Origin of the sequence: Thermoactinomyces sp. FSL K6-2592, assembly GCF_038006465.1 — a bacterium.
Taxonomy (GTDB): domain Bacteria; phylum Bacillota; class Bacilli; order Thermoactinomycetales; family Thermoactinomycetaceae; genus Thermoactinomyces; species Thermoactinomyces vulgaris.
The window spans coordinates 1,755,992-1,772,742 of record NZ_JBBOVH010000001.1 but is presented as its reverse complement, the minus strand read 5'-3'; the positions used below and the strand labels follow the sequence as shown (position 1 = coordinate 1,772,742).

Here is a 16,751-nt window from a genome sequence, read left to right as displayed (position 1 = left end):
CGTTGCTTTTTTATTTGCAGATCAAACTTCCAGCCTGATCCGGCTTTGGATCAAATCGGTCAGTTGTCCGCTTTGGATGAGGCGGTCGGCCCATTCAATTTCCCGGTAACCTTCCCGGTCTTTTTCCAAGGGAGGGATCGATTGGCGCAGCAGATCGTAAGCCAGCTGAGTGCTTCTGCCCGGTTTTTTCGACTGAAATTCCAAGGCTTGGGCGGCACACAGATATTCGATGGCCAGCACTTTGCGGGTGTTTTCGATCACATGCCGGCATTTTCGGGCACTGATCGATCCCATGCTGACGTGGTCCTCCTGATTGCCGGAGGAGGGGATGGAATCGACGGAGGCCGGATGCGCCAAGGTTTTGTTTTCCGAAACCAGGGAAGCGGCGACATATTGAAAAATCATGTAACCGGAGTTTAAGCCCCCGTTCGGGACCAAAAACGCAGGGAGACCGCTGAGTTGCGGATTGACGAGCCTTTCCGTGCGGCGTTCGGAGATGTTGGCGATCTCGGCCATTGCCATGGTTAAGAAATCCAAAGCCAAAGCAAGGGGCTGCCCGTGAAAATTCCCTCCGGAGACGACTTCTTCTTCATCAGCGAAAAGAAGCGGATTGTCGGTTGCGGCATTCATTTCCCGGAGCACAATCTTTTCGACATAATGGAAGGCGTCTTTGGAAGCGCCGTGCACTTGCGGGATGCAACGAAGACTGTAGGCATCCTGAACCCGTTTTTTCCCGGGCTTGCTGATGCATTCGCTGTCTTGAAGCAGTTTGCGCAAGTTATCCGCGGTGACCATTTGGCCGGATTGCCCGCGCACTTGTTGCAAGCGGGGATGAAAGGCATGCGGGATGCCTTCCAATGCTTCCAAAGTCATGCAAGAAATAATGTCTGCAGCCAGCAAAAGTTTTTTGGCTTCCATTACGGCCAAGGCTCCGAGGCTGCACATCATTTGCGTTCCATTGATGAAGGCCAGCCCCTCCTTGGCTTCCAGTTTGAGCGGCGACAGGCCGATTTCTTTCAATACATCCGACGCGGGCCTTCGTTTTCCCTGATACATGACTTCCCCCTTTCCCAAAAGCGGAAGGCACATGTGGGCGAGAGGGACCAGATCTCCGCTGGCACCGAGCGACCCTTGCGAAGGGATGACCGGATACACTTCCCGGTTCAACAACGTCACCAGAGCTTGCACCGTGGAAGGGCGGATTCCGGAATAACCTTTGGCCAAAGCGTTGATCCGAAGTAGCATCATTCCGCGAACCACCGGCTCCGAAAGCGGTTCACCCGTCCCGCAGGCATGGCTTTGGATTAAATGGTGTTGAAGCCGGGAAGCCTGGCCGGGATCGATGAAACGGCTGCATAACCGGCCAAATCCGGTGGTGATCCCGTAAACCGCTTCTCTTTTTTGAATCAACCGCTTGACAAAATCCCGGGAAGCTTGCATCCGTTTGATGGCTTCATTGTCCAATGTAACCGGGGTTTTTTTAAAAACAACAGCTGAAAATTGAGAAAAATTCAATCCATCCCCTTTAATTTTTACTGTTTGGCTCGCTGTCATTTTATCGCTTTCTCCTTTCATTGTATTATAGTGATCAAGAGAAAGGAGGGTTGGGGAGAATCCCAACCCTCCTTTCATTTGAAGTATTTTTATTATATTTCTATAAAGAAAAGAATGAGCCTGCACCATCTTGGAGAAAGGAGAATACAATGAATTGATCTGAAACAGAAAAGAGGCTGGCAAAGATGGCATGTTCCGGACGGAATATTTTAATCAACGGAGGCTTTCAAAAAGGAAGTGCTCCATGGACGGGAAAACGGATACGCCGGATGAAAAACCCTCTTCGCGCCGGGGATTATTCCATGTGGATGGGGGCAACGAGGGCAGGGGGCGATTCCATCTTGAAACAGACCATTCGCGGTCCTTTCGAAAGAGGTTGTGCTTATTATCTGTACTTTCGCCTGCTGAACGTGACCCCTCCGCAAAGCAAAGCAGAGTTGTATGCCGCGGTTGCTTATTTAGACGAAAAGCGGCAGATAATCCGATCCACTCCGCTTCTCATTCGTCCTCCTTACTTGGGAAACAAATGGTATTCGTATTTTACCATTGTCCCGTCTCCTCCTTTAAACGCCCGGTATGTTTCGGTGGTGTTCTTGCTCAGAAAAGGCTTGTTGTTTGTGGATTATATCCGTTTGGCTTCGCATGACATTTGACGGAAAGGTTCCATGACAGGTATAATGTTTTCGCTTTTCAGAAAAAGCTACTCTTTAAGAGATAGCTTTTTGTTTTTGTAGAAAAGATCGGATGAATTAGGTATACTGAAACGTGCTAAAATGAAACAATACAGGTCTTTTTCAAGGGACATCAATGGCAAGAGGATACATAGAAATGACGGGGGTGCTGATATGGTGAAAATCTTGGCTGTTCCCGGCAGCTTGACGGAAGATTCGACCACCCACAAAGCAGTGGCGATTGTGGCTGAAGCTGCAAGGCAAACCGGAGCCGAAGTGGAAATCTTTGATTTGCGAAAGTATCCGCTTCCCATTTATGATGCCCGCTCCGATGAATCGACGTATCCGGAAAATGTTCACCGGTTTAAACAAAAGATGTTGGAAGCTGAAGGATATATCCTGGCTTCCCCTGAATATCACGGTTCGGTCTCGGGTGTGTTGAAAAATGCACTGGATTTTATCGGAGCGAGAGAATTGGAAGGAAAATTTGTTGCACTGTTGGGAACTTCGGGAGGAGCCTTGGGAGCCACCAATACCTTAAACACCTTAAACATCATCTGCCGGACATTGCATGCCTGGCCGTTGCCATCCATGCCGTCTGTTCCTCAGGCTTACCAGGCATTTCATCCGGATGGCTCGTTGAAAGACGAAAAGCTGGAAAGGCGTCTGAAGAGTTTGGGTGTTGAGCTGGTCAAAACGATCGAGCGGCATTGTGCGTGTATGAATAAGGATAGATAGGGGGCCTCTTCATGCCTACACCAAGCATGGAAGATTATTTGGAAAACATTTATAAGTTGATTGAACAAAAAGGTTATGCACGGGTTTCGGATATCGCCGAGGCTTTAGAGGTTCACCCTTCTTCTGTAACTAAGATGGTGCAAAAACTGGACCAAAATAAATATTTGGTTTATGAGAAATATCGTGGTTTGATTCTCACGCCGAAAGGGAAAAAGATTGGAAAGCGCTTAATGGACCGGCATGATCTCTTGGAACAATTCTTGCGATTGATCGGAGTCAGTGAAGATAAAATTTATCAGGATGTCGAGGGCATTGAACATCACTTGAGCTGGGACTCGATCACATGCATCGAAAACCTTGTGGAGTACCTGGAAAAGAATCCGGAATTGGTCAAGTTTCTCCATTCGTTGAAAAAAGAAGAGCAAGTGGATTCAAAACCCTAAAAACCTTGGACATGTTTCCAGGGTTTTTTTCTACTGAGAGACATATTTATGGGAAAAGGAGAATTTTTTCAGGAGGGATCGTATGTGGGCTGATGCTGTGTTTGAAGGCGGCGGTGTCAAAGGAATCGGGCTGGTGGGGGCTTTGTCTGTCGCTGAAAGCAACGGTTATCGCTGGAAAAAAGTTGCCGGTTCTTCGGCTGGTTCGATCATCGCCACGTTGATTGCTTCCGGCTACACCGCCCAAGAAATGGCTGAAATCATGATGGAAAAAGATTTCAGTGATTTTTTGACCCCGAAATGGCCGGAATATTTGCCGTATGTGGGATCCGCCATCCGGTTGTGGTTTAAAAAAGGATTGTTTTCCGGGAATGAATTAGAGAAATGGATTGCCCGGCTCCTCGAGCAAAAAGGGGTATATACGTTTAAAGACTTATCCCGGGAAACGGAGCTTCACATCATTGCTTCAGACATCACGCGGGGACAACTGTTGGTCTTGCCACGGGATTTGGAGGATTATGGCTATCAGGCGGAATATTTTTCGGTGGCCAGAGTGGTTCGCATGAGTTGCAGCATTCCGTTCTTTTTTGATCCGGTGAAATTAACGTACAAACCGACAGGGGAGACTTGCTACATCGTCGACGGAGGCGTGTTGAGCAACTTTCCGGTCTGGCTGTTTGACAAGGAGAATCCCCGTTGGCCCACTTTCGGTTTCCGGTTGTTTTCGGAAAAAGATCATGAGTTTAACAAGATTTCCGGTCCGTTTTCCATGTTGCTTTCCCTGTTTTTTACCATGTTGGAGGCCCATGACAACCGTTATATTGAGGAATTGGAGCAAGTGCGTTCAATCCAGGTTCCTTCCTTGGATGTCAAATTGACTGATTTTTCATTATCGAAAGAAAAAAAGAGGGAATTGTTCTTGTCTGGGGTCAAAGCGGCCGAACTCTTTTTCAACCATTGGACATTCGACGAATATTTGAAAGCAAGGGGCAAGCGAAACAGTCTCCGGAAAAAACGCACGGATCAAGCGGGAAGCTGACAAAAACAAGTCTGAATATTTTAAAATCCACCCCGGAGTCAAGGCCCCCGGCGGATGAGGGCCTGACTTATTTTTTATTTCCGTTGATGACTTGAAACCGGTGTTTTTTACGCTTTTTTTTCGGCGGCTTTTTAGAGGCGCGGGGGCGGGAAGGGCTGACGAGGCGGATGAACCAGCGGGGAGGCGCCTTGTAAAAATACCAGACCAACCCGATGACAAGCACCGGGATGATAAAAGATGTGGGAGAATGGACAAGTCTAGAGATCAAACCGATGGCGGCAAGCCCCAAAATCAGATAATACCATGGAAATTGCGTTCGCCTTGGCACTTTGTAGCCTCCTTTTAATGTATTGGAGAGTTCACCGGGGGTTTCAACGGGGAAGCGGGTGTTTTCTGTTTTTCCAAAAGCGCATCCATTTCCCGCATGCGTTCAAAGGCTTTGATGGCCACTTCCACCTGATCATCGGTCGGTTCTTTGGTCGTCAGTTTTTGCAGCCATAGTCCCGGATAGCCCAAATATTTGAGAACCGGCAAATGGCGCAGAGAATTGGTGAATCTTAACCATTCATAAGATAATCCGATCACCACCGGAATCAAAAGAATCCGGATTCCGATTCTTTCCCATACATTGTCATAACTGAAAAATGAATAGACAATGACTCCGATGATAATGGTGAAAACCAAAAAGCTGCTTCCGCACCGGTAATGAAGCGTGGAATATTTTTGCACGTTTTCCACGGTTAAATTCTCTCCATGTTCAAAGGCGCTGATCACTTTGTGTTCCGCCCCGTGATATTGAAAAACGCGTTTGACAAGCGGAGTTTGGGAAACGGCCCAGAGATAGCCCAACAGCAAAAAGGTTTTGATGGCACCTTCGATCAAGTTTTGCACGATGAGATTTTGGGTGAAACGGTCAAACAGGATGCTTGCCAGATAAGCGGGCAAAGCGGTGAAGATGACCTTCCCGATCAGAAAAGACAAAATCCCGATGAGGGTGATGCTCACGATCATTTCCCATTTGGATCCGGATTTCGGCTCTTCTTCTGTTTCTTCCAGTTCTTCGGGATCCAGATGATCCAGATCATACTTTTCGGAGGCATATTGCATATGTTTGGCCCCCAGTGCGCTGGATTCAATCAGCGAAACCAGCCCGCGGATGAATGGAAGATGTTTCAGCGGCTTCAGCCAAGCGATTTCATTTTTTTCTATTTCAAAGCACTCAATTTCTCCGTTTTTCCGCCGGATTGCCGTGACTTGTGCATAACGGCCGCCGAACATGACGCCTTCGATGACGGCTTGTCCGCCATAAGCGATTTTGTTTTCGGACACGAAAGGTTGCACCACCTTGTTTTTATGGAATGTTCACAGAAACAGAACGAATGCCGGACGAAGAGGCGGACACGCCACCGGACGGTCCGCTTCTTGCCGTTTGGAGTCCATTCTAACTTGAATTGGGCAAATGAGTAAATAGACAGAGAATGAATCTTACCAACGGTCCCCCTGCGGAATGTCCCAACCTTTGGGGTAAATGAGGTAGACGGTGCCGTTGGAGTGGTTGAGAAAAGCTTTTTCAAATGCTTCGCGCGGATAGGTGATGCGGACTTCCCCGTCGCTGGGGCCGGCCGGGTCATTGGTCAGGACATCCCCTTTTTCGTCAAAACCGCGAATCACCAGCAGATGCCCGTTGGAAGAGGGGATCGGGCTCCCGGGCAGTTCCCCTTTGCCATAAGCAATGCTGGCGATGACGGGGACACGGTGTGCGATCCATTGTTCCGCATCCGCCAGGCTTTTCAGCCGCACCACTTTGGCTTCCAGCCCTGCAGAAGCGGCATAGGCCGTGTTAAAAGCCCAGTTTCCCCCTCCGTCATAAACATAATCCCACACTTTTGTGACAACCTGTGGTACGGGTTGATCCCAACCGGGTTGATTCATCACTTTTGCCCAATAAGCCATCACCATGGAAACAGAGGTGGGGGAACACCAGACTTCTCCGCCGTCCGGATAAACCATTTGGGAACGCATGGGAACATCCAATGCGCTGGTCAAGCCGGTTCCGGGCACTTGGCCGGGCTCATCTTTGCCGGAGGCAACCGAGAGGCCCAAGGAAGTCAGGACGGGGCTTCGGCCGGGCTCGGTCGTAAAGAGGGTGACCCGGGCTTGAACGGCTGAAGCCGTCTGATTTAAAACCAGCGTGTCAACAGAAACCCGTCCGAATTCATCTGATTGGCCGCTGACCGAATGGCGCCGGAAAGGAAGGTCGTTTTCATGCCAAACCCCCATGCTGTACCACGAACTCCAGCGGTTTCCGCTTTGGACGCGAAGCTCCACTTCGATCCAAGTGTTTAAAGGGGTGTTGGCTTCCCATGAGGCGATCGATTCAAGAAAATTCTCATTAATCACAGGAGAAGTCCATGTACCGTAATAGTAAGTGCCGGAATGGTATTTTCCGGATGTGTCCGTTCCTTGTTTGAGATGAGCGGGATGTAAACGAAGCGCAACACCGTCGTAAAAAGTGCCGTCAAAGTTTCCATGGTGAAGTCCGGATGCAAGGGAAATGAACCGTTTGTGGCTGACGGAGGCGCTTGCGGCAAAGACAGCGGAAGGTATAAAGGACAAGACAAGTAAAACAATAAAAAGGGTGGAAAAAAAACGGAGCAAAATGAGGATCCCTCCCAGAATTTTTTGATTAAACAATTCGATTTTTAAAGGGGTTTTCCTCTTCTCCGGGAAGAAACGTAGACAAAAAAACGGGATCATGGGAAAATATAATATTGCGAAGAAATGACTTCTCCTCTGTGGTACAATACGAATATCTACATAACACCAATTGCGGGGCGTTTATCCGTTAAAAAGGGGGAACAGGATGATACGGCGAATTCAACGTTTGCGCGAAGAGATGGCGGCAAAAGGCCTGGAAGCCATTCTGATCAGCCATCCAATCAACCGGCGCTATATGACAGGTTTCACGGGAACGGCGGGAGTTGCTTTGCTGACGGAGAAAGAAGCTATGTTCATTACCGACTTCCGGTATGTGGCCCAAGTCAAAGAACAATGTCCGGATTATACATTGGTCCGGCACGAAGGAAACATTTTCGATGAGGTGGCGGCTTGCTGCAAAAAACTGGGGATTCAACAGCTGGCTTTTGAACAGGATCATTTGACCTATGCCCAAGTGTCCAAGCTGAAGGCACGGTTGAATTCCATCCGCCTGGAGCCGGTCAGCGGACTGATCGAAAAGCTTCGTCTGGTCAAAGAACCCGAGGAGCTTTTGCTGATCAAAGAAGCGGCCAAAATTGCGGATCGTGCTTTTGAACAGATCTTGCAACAGATCCGCCCCGGTATGACGGAAAAGGAAGTGGCTCTGCGTTTGGAAGTGATCATGAGGGAACACGGGGCAACTTCTTCCTCCTTTGACACCATTGTCGCATCCGGTTGGCGCTCGGCTCTCCCCCACGGGGTTGCCAGTGACAAAGTGATTGAAAAAGGGGATCTTGTCACATTGGATTTCGGAGCTTATTATCAAGGATATGCGTCCGATATCACCCGCACCGTCATGATGGGCAAACCCACCGAGAAACAAAAAGAAATTTATCAAATTGTCCTGGAAGCGAACAAAAAGGCGATTGCCGGGGTTCAACCCGGCAAAACCGGGAAAGAAGTGGATGCCATCGCCCGCAATTACATTAATGAGCATGGTTATGGAGATTATTTCGGACACAGCACCGGCCATGGCTTGGGAATGGAAGTCCATGAGGAGCCGCTCGTTTCCACGAGGGGAGAAGAAGCACTGGTTCCGGGAATGGTGATCACCATTGAACCGGGTATTTACATTCCTGATTTGGGTGGCGTTCGGATTGAAGACGATCTGATTGTTACCGAATCCGGATATGAAAACATCACAAACGTTTCCAAAGAAATCATCATGATTCATTAAAGTTTGGGAGGAAAAGAAGGATGATCAGTGTCAACGATTTTCGTACAGGATTAACCATTGAACTGGACAACGATGTTTGGCAAGTGATGGAATTTCAACATGTGAAGCCGGGTAAAGGCGCGGCGTTTGTCCGTTCCAAATTGCGCAATTTGCGAAATGGAAACATCCAGGAACGCACCTTCCGGGCTGGTGAGAAAGTTCCCCGCGCGATGGTGGAAACACGTGAAATGCAGTACTTGTATGAAAGCGGCGGCGAATATACCTTTATGGATAACGAAACCTATGAGCAAATCACCTTGCCGAAGGAACGGCTGGAGTATGAACTCAACTTTTTGCAAGAAAACATGAACATCCAAATCATGGTTTACAAAGGGGAAACCATCGGAATCCAATTGCCCAACACCGTGGAGTTGGAAGTGGTGGAAACCGAACCAGGAATCAAGGGAGACACGGCCACCGGCGGAAGCAAACCGGCAAAATTGTCCACCGGGTTTACCGTGCAGGTTCCCTTGTTCATCAATGAGGGAGACCGTCTCATCATTGATACGCGCAGTGGTGAGTATGTATCCCGTGCCTGAGGGGAAGATGAGACCTCTGTAGCTTTGCTATGGGGGTTTTATCCGTTTTTTAAAGGATTATTTGAAGCAAAGGATGGGATAACATGAGGATCGTATCCATTGAACCGACCCCCAGTCCCAACGTGATGAAGTTAAATATGGATGAGGCGCTTCCGGACGGAGTCAGTTACAATTTTTCCAAGAAGAAAGCGGATGAAGCGCCGGACCACATCCGGGAGCTGCTGGCGATTGACGGAGTGACAAGCGTTTTTCAGGTATCGGACTTTTTGTCTTTGGAACGGCATCCCAAAGCGGATTGGCCGGCGGTTTTGGCCGAAGCGCGCAAAATCCTCGGGGAGGCCGAAGGCAAAAGTGAAGGACAGAGTGAACAAACGGTGGAGGAAGAATCGTCTTCTTTCGGGGAAATCACGGTTTTAATTCAAAAGTTGAAAGAGATCCCCATGCAAGTGAAACTGTTGAAAGACGGGGAAGAGTATCGTTTTGGATTGCCGGATCGCTTTAAAGAAGCAGTGATGAAAGTCCAGGGAACGACCTCCAATTTGATTTTTGAACGGCAATGGGTTGAACAAAAGCCGCGATACGGGGAGATTGAAGAAGTCGGAAACCAAATCGTGGAAGAAATTTCTGCCGCCTATGACAAAGAGCGGCTGGAAAATCTGGTGAAACGGGCGTTTTCCGGGGAGACGGAGACAAAAGATAAAGGAATCAGCCGGGAAGAAGTGGAAAAAGCATTCACTTCTCCAAAGTGGGAAAAACGGTATGCCGCTTTGGAACAATTTGAACCGGAACTCGGGGATCTTGATTTGCTGGAAAAAGCGCTGAAAGACGAAAAGCCGGCAATTCGCCGCCTGGCCGTGGTGTATCTCGGGTTTTTGGAAGATGAGCGGGTGCTTCCGTATCTGGAAGAAGCCCTGAAGGACCGATCGGCCATTGTCCGCCGCACAGCCGGCGATACGATGTCGGATCTGGGGAATCCCAAAGCCATTCCGGCGATGTGTGAAGCGTTGAAAGATCCGAACAAACTGGTGCGCTGGCGTGCCGCCCGGTTTTTGTTTGAGGTCGGCGATGAAAGCGCGATTCCTGCTTTGGAAGAAGCTGTGAATGACGCCGAATTCGAAGTGCGGTTACAAGCCCAAATGGCTTTGGAACGCATTAAGCGGGGAGAAGAAGCCAGCGGAACGGTTTGGCAGCAAATGATGAAGCGGATGGAAGAAGAAAAAAAATAAAACACGGCGCGGATTTTTTTCCTGAAGAAGGCAGAAAGCGGATGGATGCTCAGAGTATGAACATCTCATCCGCTTTTTTTATCTTCATGGCGTTTCTAATCTCCGCCCGGACACCGGTTCTTTCCGGACTACACCGCTTTTTGGGATCCCCGTTTTTTTAGATGGCCGGACGGAAGCGGACGATGCCGTAAGTTCCGGAACATAAGATGATACATAAATGCCCCGGTAAAAGCAATCAAACCCAAAATGGCAAAGGTCCACGGATATCCCACCCATGCCGACAGGGGAATGGCGGCGGGAGCAATGGTTTTTCCGATGGAAAACCGGAGACTGGCCGCGGCAAAATATTGTCCGCGCATGGACTCCGGAGCCAGTTTCGAAATAAAGCTGTCCTGCAATCCGACCACCAGGATTTCAGCGATGGTGAAAATAAAAATGGCCAAAAAGGCGAGCCACCACAGATGTGTCATGCCAAGTAAAATCATGGAAAGGCCGTACAGCAGAGACGAGGTGACAAAAACGTTCTTTTCGTGAAAAGAGCGGATCATTTTGGTGATCCAAACCGTAAAAAGAACCACCATCAAACCGTTTTCCGTAATCAGCCAACTGAAAAATCCAGCGCCTCCCGTTTCGACTTTGAAAGAACCCCATTGAAGCAGGGTTTGAACCGGAATGGATTCTGTGACATAAACGGCAATGATCAAATCCAGTTGCATGAAGGTTTGGGAAACCAGGATGCCTGCCAGGATAAAAAGCATGAAGTTAAAGTCGGAAAAAATAATCCGGTAGTCCCGCAAATTTTGTTTGGCAAATGCAATCCATCTCCCGTTTCCGGACGCAGGGGCGTTTCCTTCCCGGAGCCGGGCCGTTTCCCGGACATATTTTTGGATCAAAACAGATAAAAACAGAGTGGCCAGGCCCGATGCCAGCAACAATTCAAACCGGTGTTGAAAAAAGAAAAATCCGCCCAAGACCGGTCCGACGACCACGGCCAGATTGGACGCGGTGTAAAAGGTGGCAAAAACTTGGTTCCGGTCCTCTTCGGCCACCACATCCGCAATCATGGCGTGACTTGCCGGCCAATAAATGGATTGAAACGCCCCTAAAACGGTAAAGCAGACAAATGACCAACCCGGTGAGGAAAACCAGGGCGAATTGGCCAGTGCAAAGGAGAAAAAGGTGACGGCTTCCCCGACGGAGGCGATAACCATCATTTTTTTCCGTCCGTAGCGATCGGCACAATAACCTCCGGCCAGATTGGCCAGGACACTGACCAATTGCGACAGAATCAACGAGATCCCGGCGGTTTTTTTCCCGTAAGCGTCGGCGAAGAATATGGACATAAACGGGATATACATCCAAAAAAGGATGTGAATCAGCCCTTCTCCGAAGAGCCGGACTTTTAAATTTTGGTCCCAATCTCGAATTCGCACAGCACTCCCCCTTATAAAAAGAAAAAGAAGCCACAGGCAAGAAAATCCTTACCCATGGCTTCTTTTGGAGATAAAAGTCCCAGCAAAAGAAGAATTTATCCGTCATCGGGGCGGAAAGGATTTAATTTGCCTACAGGGGCCTTGCCTTGATGGATCTGTTTGATCACCGGTTTTTTCAGGGGAAACACGTCCGCAATTTGCAGATTTTTCATAATCCTTTCCGCCTCCTTGATTTTTTTGAAAATGATGTACTTTTATTTTAGTGAAAGATCAAACCGGTTGCAATCTTTTTTTACCGGATTCAAAAAAGCCATTTCAAAAGCCGGAGCAAAAAAGCCGTGATTCCTGCGGCCATCAAAGGGCCGACCGGAATGCCGCGCATAAACAAAATGCCGAAGATGGAGCCGATCACAAGCCCCACGATGAGTTGCGGATCCACTTTTAAAAGGTCCAATCCTTTTCCGTTCATATATGTAGCCAAGGCCCCGCCAATGAGTGCCAAAATCCCGGGAAGCGTGATAAAAACGGATAGAACATCTTTGCTTTGGATTCGTCCGGAAGCAAAAGGGACCAAAACGGAAATGGTTAAAAATAACAATCCGAATTCCAGCCCTCTTCGTTCCAAAGCAGGGAAGTACCGCTCCAAATGAATCAATTTAAGAATGAGCAACAAACTGGATGCCGTTGCGATCAACGGCGATCGTCCGATGACGCCAATGATGATAAGGGTCACTAAAAGAAGATCGGGATTCATTCGGTTAACCCCTGTCCTGTCAAGTTTGTACTAAAAATATGTGGGACAGGGTTGATTTATGAATGTTTAAGTGCGGGGGTCGCCCGGCCGGAAGGTATCGGCCCGAAGGCCTCTGCGCAAGCATTCCAGTGACAGGATGTCATGGGGTGAAATGTTTCCCAGATTGGCATTCGGGCCGAGGAGATGAAGAAGTTGGATTTGCTGATGGGTTTGGGGAGCTTCCCATAAAATGGTGTCGGGATCGGTTTGGTTCCGGATGTATTCCAGAATGGACCGCCGGATTTGCCCGTTTTCATCATAGATCCCGACATTTTTTCCTGATTCTCTTCCTTCCACGATCACAAAGGCGGCTCCCGCCTCCCGGTCCCGTTCATAGATGTTTGAAAACGCTTTCAAATCAAGGGGGACGCCTGATGCTTTTTTTCCGATTTCAGTGATGACGCGAAAACCCATTTCTTGCCCCAGTTGGATCAGGCGCGAGCGCTCGGCCGGGGAAAATTCCATCAATCCGTCGGAAACTTCAATCCATTCAAACCCTAATCCGGCGAGGGTCTCCAAGTACGGTTGGAGCTTATTTTGGGCATGGGCAATTTCCAAAAATGTGCCGCCCGGGTAAATGGATACATTGGATTGCCGGGCGAGTTCTATTTTTTTGCGTAAGATACCGGGCGGAGTGATTCCGGCGGTGCCAAAGCCCAACTTGAGAAAATCAATATATTCGCCGGCGAGCTGGAGCAAATCGCAAAAAGCGCTCAACCCCAACCCCTTGTCAATCACCATGGTCAAACCGTTCTGACGGGGTTTTGGCGGGCGCTTTCGGGATGAAACGAGTGCATCCGGCCATAATGACTGATTCATGGATTTCGCCTCCTGAAATGAATTACATCTTATTTTTATGCGCGGCGAATCCGCATGTAACACTTCAGACAGGCGAAAGCTTCTTTTTCCGCAGCAACAACCGGGTTCTTCCGTCTTTTCCCCGCAACCGCTGAGGACGGTCGATAAATTTCCGGGTCAGGAAAATCATGACAAACAATATGGCTGCCAGCCCGAGAAACAAAAGATACGGATGGGATGACAAAGCGCCGAAAACCGGCGGGCCGAGGGCCACTCCGAAAAAGCGGACGCTGTTGTATAACGAAGTGATGATACCGCGCTCCTGCATGCCGACGGCGGAGGTGATCAACGTATTTAAACAGGGGAGGATCAATCCGCTTCCGATGCCGATGGCAAAAGAGCAGAGGATCAGCCAATAGACATTGGGCCACCAGGGAATGGCCGCAGTGGCGATGGTGGTGATGATCAAACCGATCACAATCAAATGATTCATCTGGTGCGTTTTTTCTTTGACATGAGTTCCCGTGAAGTATGCGGTTAAACACAAGGCGAGCAACGGGATGGCCAAAATAAACCCTTTGACCACGCCACCGATGCGGAAGGATTCCTCAAGGAAATCAGAGAGGTAAAACAAAACCCCGAACATGGTGAACATGATCAAAGACCCGGACAAAAAGGTAATGACAAGCCAGGAACCCCTGCGTTGAAAGACTTGGCGGATATGTTGTTTGTATTCCCGCAAAGGTTGGGGCTTTTCTTTTTTGGACGGTTCTTCGATCACTTTCCACAAGGCGATGGCCACCGGCACACACAAGAGAGGAAAAATAAAAAACATGGCATACCAGGTAATCAGTGCAATGAGTGAACCGAGAATGGGACTGATCACTTTCCCGAATGCGTTGGAGGCTTCCAAAATGCCAAGCGATTTACTCCGGGCTTGCCCTTGGTACAAATCCCCCAACAAGACCATGGCAATCGGAGCGGTTCCGGCGGCACCAATTCCCTGGATGATCCTTGAAATCAAAACCATGGTGTAAGATCCGCCTTGAACGATGGACGAAAAGCCGGCCAACAACCCCCCAAAGCCATATAAAAGCAAACTGTAAAAAACAATTTGTTTGCGGCCGATCCGGTCCGCCAGAATCCCGGCAACGGGAATGACGATGGCTGCAGGGATGGAAAACAAAGTAATGAGCAGGCTGACTTGGAATGAATTTACATTCAGTGCTTTTTCGGCTGTCGGCAATACCGGAATCAGCATCGAGTTTCCGATCACCATAATAAACGGAATGGTGCTTAATGTGAGTAAAACCGCAGAATCAGCCGCGGCATTTTTTTCTTTTGACGCCATTTGATGATGAGGCATTCGGTTCACCTCTTTTGTTTTTTATTGGTTTAGAATGTCCCGTTTTCCGAAAAAACTTGTTTCCATTTATTGATTTGTTTGTGTCTCCGGTGAAAAAGACACACTAAGGAAAAATCATCAGGGACGATGAGGTGATTGTATGTATGTCAACTTAAAACGGGATTTGTCTTATATTGAGGGACTTTTGGAAGGTGATGAAAATCACCGGGATCACGTGGAATCCAAAGCGTTGCACCGTCTGTTGGACATTGTGGATCAGTTGGTCGAGTCCGTTGAGCAATTGGACCGGCGACAGTCGGAATTGGAAGAATATGTGGAAGCCGTGGATGAAGATTTGAATGATCTGGAATTATTGGTTTATGACGATGAAGATGACGAAGAGTTTGATGAACCGGTGTATGTGGTTTGCCCCGAATGCGGGGAAGAAGTCGTGGTGGAAGCGGAAGATTTGGAAGACGACTCCATTGAACTTCTTTGTCCCAAGTGTAATACGGTGCTGGAATTACAAGACATACACGATGAAGAAGCCAAAGAAATCATGGATGGCGGGACGGACTGAAAAAGGGCGCCCCGCTCTTTTTTTGCTTTTACGGTCGCGGTGATTTTGTCCGCATTGCTTGTCATATTCAAAACAAGTCCACATATGAATGGGAATAAGAAAAAAGGTTTGGGACAGGAGGTGCTCCATGTCTTTTCAGCCGGTTCTTCAAGTTCTTCCGCTTTCCCTCCGTGAGGTGATCCGGGCGCTTCCTTCTCCGGTATTGGAGTGTTTGGAAGAAGTCAGAGTCCGCCAGGAGAGGCCGCTGGAAATCGTCACCAATGAAGAGTCGTGGTTTGTCAGCAGGTCTTCGCGCCTTTCCAAACAGCCGCACGATGCCATGATTCCGAACAAGGAAGATTGTCTGAATCTCTTAAATCTGATCAGCAACCATTCTTTGTACACCATGGATGAAGAGTTAAGGCAGGGATATGTGACAGTGAAAGGCGGGCATCGGATCGGACTGGTCGGAAAGGTGATTGTGGAGGGAGGGAAAGTCAAATATCTCCGCGACATCACCGGTTTTAATGTCCGGATCGCCCGGCAGGTTCCCGGCGTGGCAGATCCGTTGCTCCCTTATATGTTTCATCACAAAAAAGCGGAAAACGTTTTGATTGTGTCTCCTCCCCAATGCGGGAAGACCACGCTGATCCGTGACCTTGCCCGCCGGGCCAGCGAAGGAAGCGCATTGTTTCCGGCATTCAAAGTCGGCATTGTGGATGAACGGTCGGAGATTGCCGGATGTGTGGCGGGGGTTCCCCAGCATGATGTCGGTCCCCGGACGGATGTGTTGGACGGGTGCCCGAAAGCGGAAGGCATGATGATGATGATTCGCTCGATGTCACCGGATCTCCTGGTGGTGGATGAGATCGGGCGGAAAGAAGACAGTGATGCCATCCATGAAGCGATTTATGCGGGGGTTCACATTTTTGCCACGGTTCACGGGCAATCCATCAAGGAGATCGCCGCGCGTCCGGTGTTGAAGGAACTTTTGCAGGAAAAGGTTTTCACCCGAATTATCTTGTTGAGCAGGAGAAAAGGCCCCGGAACGGTGGAAGGTGTTTTTAATCAATTTTTTGAGCGGCTGGATGCAAGGCAACGGGCGGGAAGGCCGGGAACGTTATGTTGAAAGTTTTGGGAGCGGTTTTGATCCTCATGGCGACGTCCAAGATCGGATTTGACTCAGCCCGGCAACTCCGGAAGCGGCCGCGGCAAATACAAGAACTCCGTTCCGGTTTGGCGATTTTAAAAACCGAGATCAACTATGGGACAAGGCCGCTTGCCGAGGCATTCGAACGCATTGCCGAAGCAAGCGGCGAATTGAAACCGGTCTTCCTCGAAGCGAGCCGGAAATTAAATACTTCGGATGGCAAATCCACTTATGAATGTTTGAAATCGGCCATTGAGGAAAAGTGGAAAAAAACAGTGATGGGGGAAGAGGAAAAAGGCATCGTCCTCAAACTGTGCCAGGTGTTGGGCAGTTCCAACCGGTGGGATCAGTTGCATCACTTGGATTTGGCGCAAAAAAATTTGCAAATGGAAGAAAATAAAGCCCGGGAAGAACAAGAAACCTATGAAAAAATGGTGAAAACACTCGGAGTATTATCCGGAGCCCTTCTGGTGATTTTGATGTTTTAAACTTG

18 protein-coding genes are annotated in these 16,751 nt (G+C 48.8%); 10 read left to right on the top strand and 8 right to left on the bottom strand.

Annotated features, from left to right (window positions below):
• Positions 1 to 21 precede the first annotated feature (21 nt).
• Positions 22 to 1,554, bottom strand: coding sequence for a histidine ammonia-lyase (hutH, locus tag NYE37_RS09295; protein WP_037993899.1), 1,533 nt, complete (start codon positions 1,552 to 1,554; stop codon positions 22 to 24).
• 185 nt (positions 1,555 to 1,739) lie between these two features.
• Between hutH and NYE37_RS09290 the strand changes: the two genes are divergently transcribed.
• The 4 genes from NYE37_RS09290 to NYE37_RS09275 all read left to right on the top strand — a co-directional run bounded on the left by NYE37_RS09290 (position 1,740) and on the right by NYE37_RS09275 (position 4,442).
• Positions 1,740 to 2,207, top strand: a complete 468-nt coding sequence (locus NYE37_RS09290) for a hypothetical protein (RefSeq protein ID WP_049719929.1) — start codon at positions 1,740 to 1,742, stop codon at positions 2,205 to 2,207.
• Between the two features lie 192 nt (positions 2,208 to 2,399).
• On the top strand, positions 2,400 to 2,963 hold the full coding sequence (locus tag NYE37_RS09285; RefSeq protein WP_206759950.1) for an NADPH-dependent FMN reductase: 564 nt from the start codon (positions 2,400 to 2,402) through the stop codon (positions 2,961 to 2,963).
• A gap of 11 nt (positions 2,964 to 2,974) precedes the next feature.
• Positions 2,975 to 3,406: a transcriptional regulator MntR gene (mntR, locus tag NYE37_RS09280; RefSeq protein ID WP_037993892.1), complete on the top strand. Its 432-nt coding sequence runs from the start codon at positions 2,975 to 2,977 to the stop codon at positions 3,404 to 3,406.
• A gap of 82 nt (positions 3,407 to 3,488) precedes the next feature.
• Positions 3,489 to 4,442, top strand: coding sequence for a patatin-like phospholipase family protein (locus NYE37_RS09275; RefSeq protein ID WP_037993891.1), 954 nt, complete (start codon positions 3,489 to 3,491; stop codon positions 4,440 to 4,442).
• Positions 4,443 to 4,509: 67 nt separating this feature from the next.
• Here NYE37_RS09275 and NYE37_RS09270 read toward each other — a convergent pair whose 3' ends face one another.
• The 3 genes from NYE37_RS09270 to NYE37_RS09260 form a co-directional block, all read right to left on the bottom strand.
• Positions 4,510 to 4,770, bottom strand: a complete 261-nt coding sequence (locus NYE37_RS09270; protein WP_037993889.1) for a hypothetical protein — start codon at positions 4,768 to 4,770, stop codon at positions 4,510 to 4,512.
• 14 nt (positions 4,771 to 4,784) lie between these two features.
• Entirely contained in the window at positions 4,785 to 5,720 is a 936-nt protein-coding gene (locus tag NYE37_RS09265) for a DUF1385 domain-containing protein (protein ID WP_049720039.1), read from the bottom strand.
• Between the two features lie 207 nt (positions 5,721 to 5,927).
• Positions 5,928 to 7,100, bottom strand: a complete 1,173-nt coding sequence (locus tag NYE37_RS09260) for a C39 family peptidase (protein WP_165489749.1) — start codon at positions 7,098 to 7,100, stop codon at positions 5,928 to 5,930.
• A 208-nt stretch (positions 7,101 to 7,308) separates the two neighbouring features.
• On the opposite strand from NYE37_RS09260, the gene NYE37_RS09255 reads away from it, so the two are divergent.
• The 3 genes from NYE37_RS09255 (at position 7,309) to NYE37_RS09245 (ending at position 10,180) form a co-directional block, all read left to right on the top strand.
• Positions 7,309 to 8,376 carry a M24 family metallopeptidase gene (locus NYE37_RS09255; RefSeq protein ID WP_037994022.1) on the top strand — a complete coding sequence of 356 codons (1,068 nt, stop codon included), beginning with the start codon at positions 7,309 to 7,311 and terminating at the stop codon, positions 8,374 to 8,376.
• Between the two features lie 20 nt (positions 8,377 to 8,396).
• Positions 8,397 to 8,954 (top strand): elongation factor P, encoded by a 558-nt coding sequence (gene efp, locus NYE37_RS09250; RefSeq protein WP_049719931.1) that lies wholly within the window; start codon positions 8,397 to 8,399, stop codon positions 8,952 to 8,954.
• An 83-nt stretch (positions 8,955 to 9,037) separates the two neighbouring features.
• A complete protein-coding gene (locus NYE37_RS09245; protein WP_049719932.1) occupies positions 9,038 to 10,180 on the top strand; it encodes a conserved virulence factor C family protein in 1,143 nt (380 codons plus the stop codon).
• A 128-nt stretch (positions 10,181 to 10,308) separates the two neighbouring features.
• Here NYE37_RS09245 and NYE37_RS09240 read toward each other — a convergent pair whose 3' ends face one another.
• The 4 genes from NYE37_RS09240 to NYE37_RS09225 form a co-directional block, all read right to left on the bottom strand.
• A complete protein-coding gene (locus NYE37_RS09240; RefSeq protein ID WP_049719933.1) occupies positions 10,309 to 11,613 on the bottom strand; it encodes an MDR family MFS transporter in 1,305 nt (434 codons plus the stop codon).
• A gap of 301 nt (positions 11,614 to 11,914) precedes the next feature.
• Positions 11,915 to 12,367, bottom strand: a complete 453-nt coding sequence (locus NYE37_RS09235; RefSeq protein WP_037993879.1) for a DUF441 domain-containing protein — start codon at positions 12,365 to 12,367, stop codon at positions 11,915 to 11,917.
• 66 nt (positions 12,368 to 12,433) lie between these two features.
• The gene (locus tag NYE37_RS09230; RefSeq protein ID WP_049719934.1) at positions 12,434 to 13,225 is read right to left on the bottom strand and encodes a phosphosulfolactate synthase; all 792 of its coding nucleotides are present in this window, start codon (positions 13,223 to 13,225) and stop codon (positions 12,434 to 12,436) included.
• 64 nt (positions 13,226 to 13,289) lie between these two features.
• Complete coding sequence (locus NYE37_RS09225; RefSeq protein ID WP_049719935.1) at positions 13,290 to 14,570, bottom strand: MFS transporter; 1,281 nt, start codon at positions 14,568 to 14,570, stop codon at positions 13,290 to 13,292.
• 139 nt (positions 14,571 to 14,709) lie between these two features.
• Here NYE37_RS09225 and NYE37_RS09220 point away from each other — a divergent pair, with 139 nt between their 5' ends.
• From NYE37_RS09220 to spoIIIAB, 3 genes are all read left to right on the top strand, one after another.
• The gene (locus tag NYE37_RS09220) at positions 14,710 to 15,129 is read left to right on the top strand and encodes a CD1247 N-terminal domain-containing protein (RefSeq protein WP_049719936.1); all 420 of its coding nucleotides are present in this window, start codon (positions 14,710 to 14,712) and stop codon (positions 15,127 to 15,129) included.
• A gap of 127 nt (positions 15,130 to 15,256) precedes the next feature.
• Complete coding sequence (spoIIIAA, locus tag NYE37_RS09215) at positions 15,257 to 16,237, top strand: stage III sporulation protein AA (protein ID WP_340711940.1); 981 nt, start codon at positions 15,257 to 15,259, stop codon at positions 16,235 to 16,237.
• Entirely contained in the window at positions 16,231 to 16,746 is a 516-nt protein-coding gene (gene spoIIIAB, locus NYE37_RS09210; protein ID WP_340711939.1) for a stage III sporulation protein SpoIIIAB, read from the top strand. Before spoIIIAA ends, spoIIIAB begins: the two co-directional genes overlap by 7 nt.
• Positions 16,747 to 16,751: the final 5 nt, after the last annotated feature.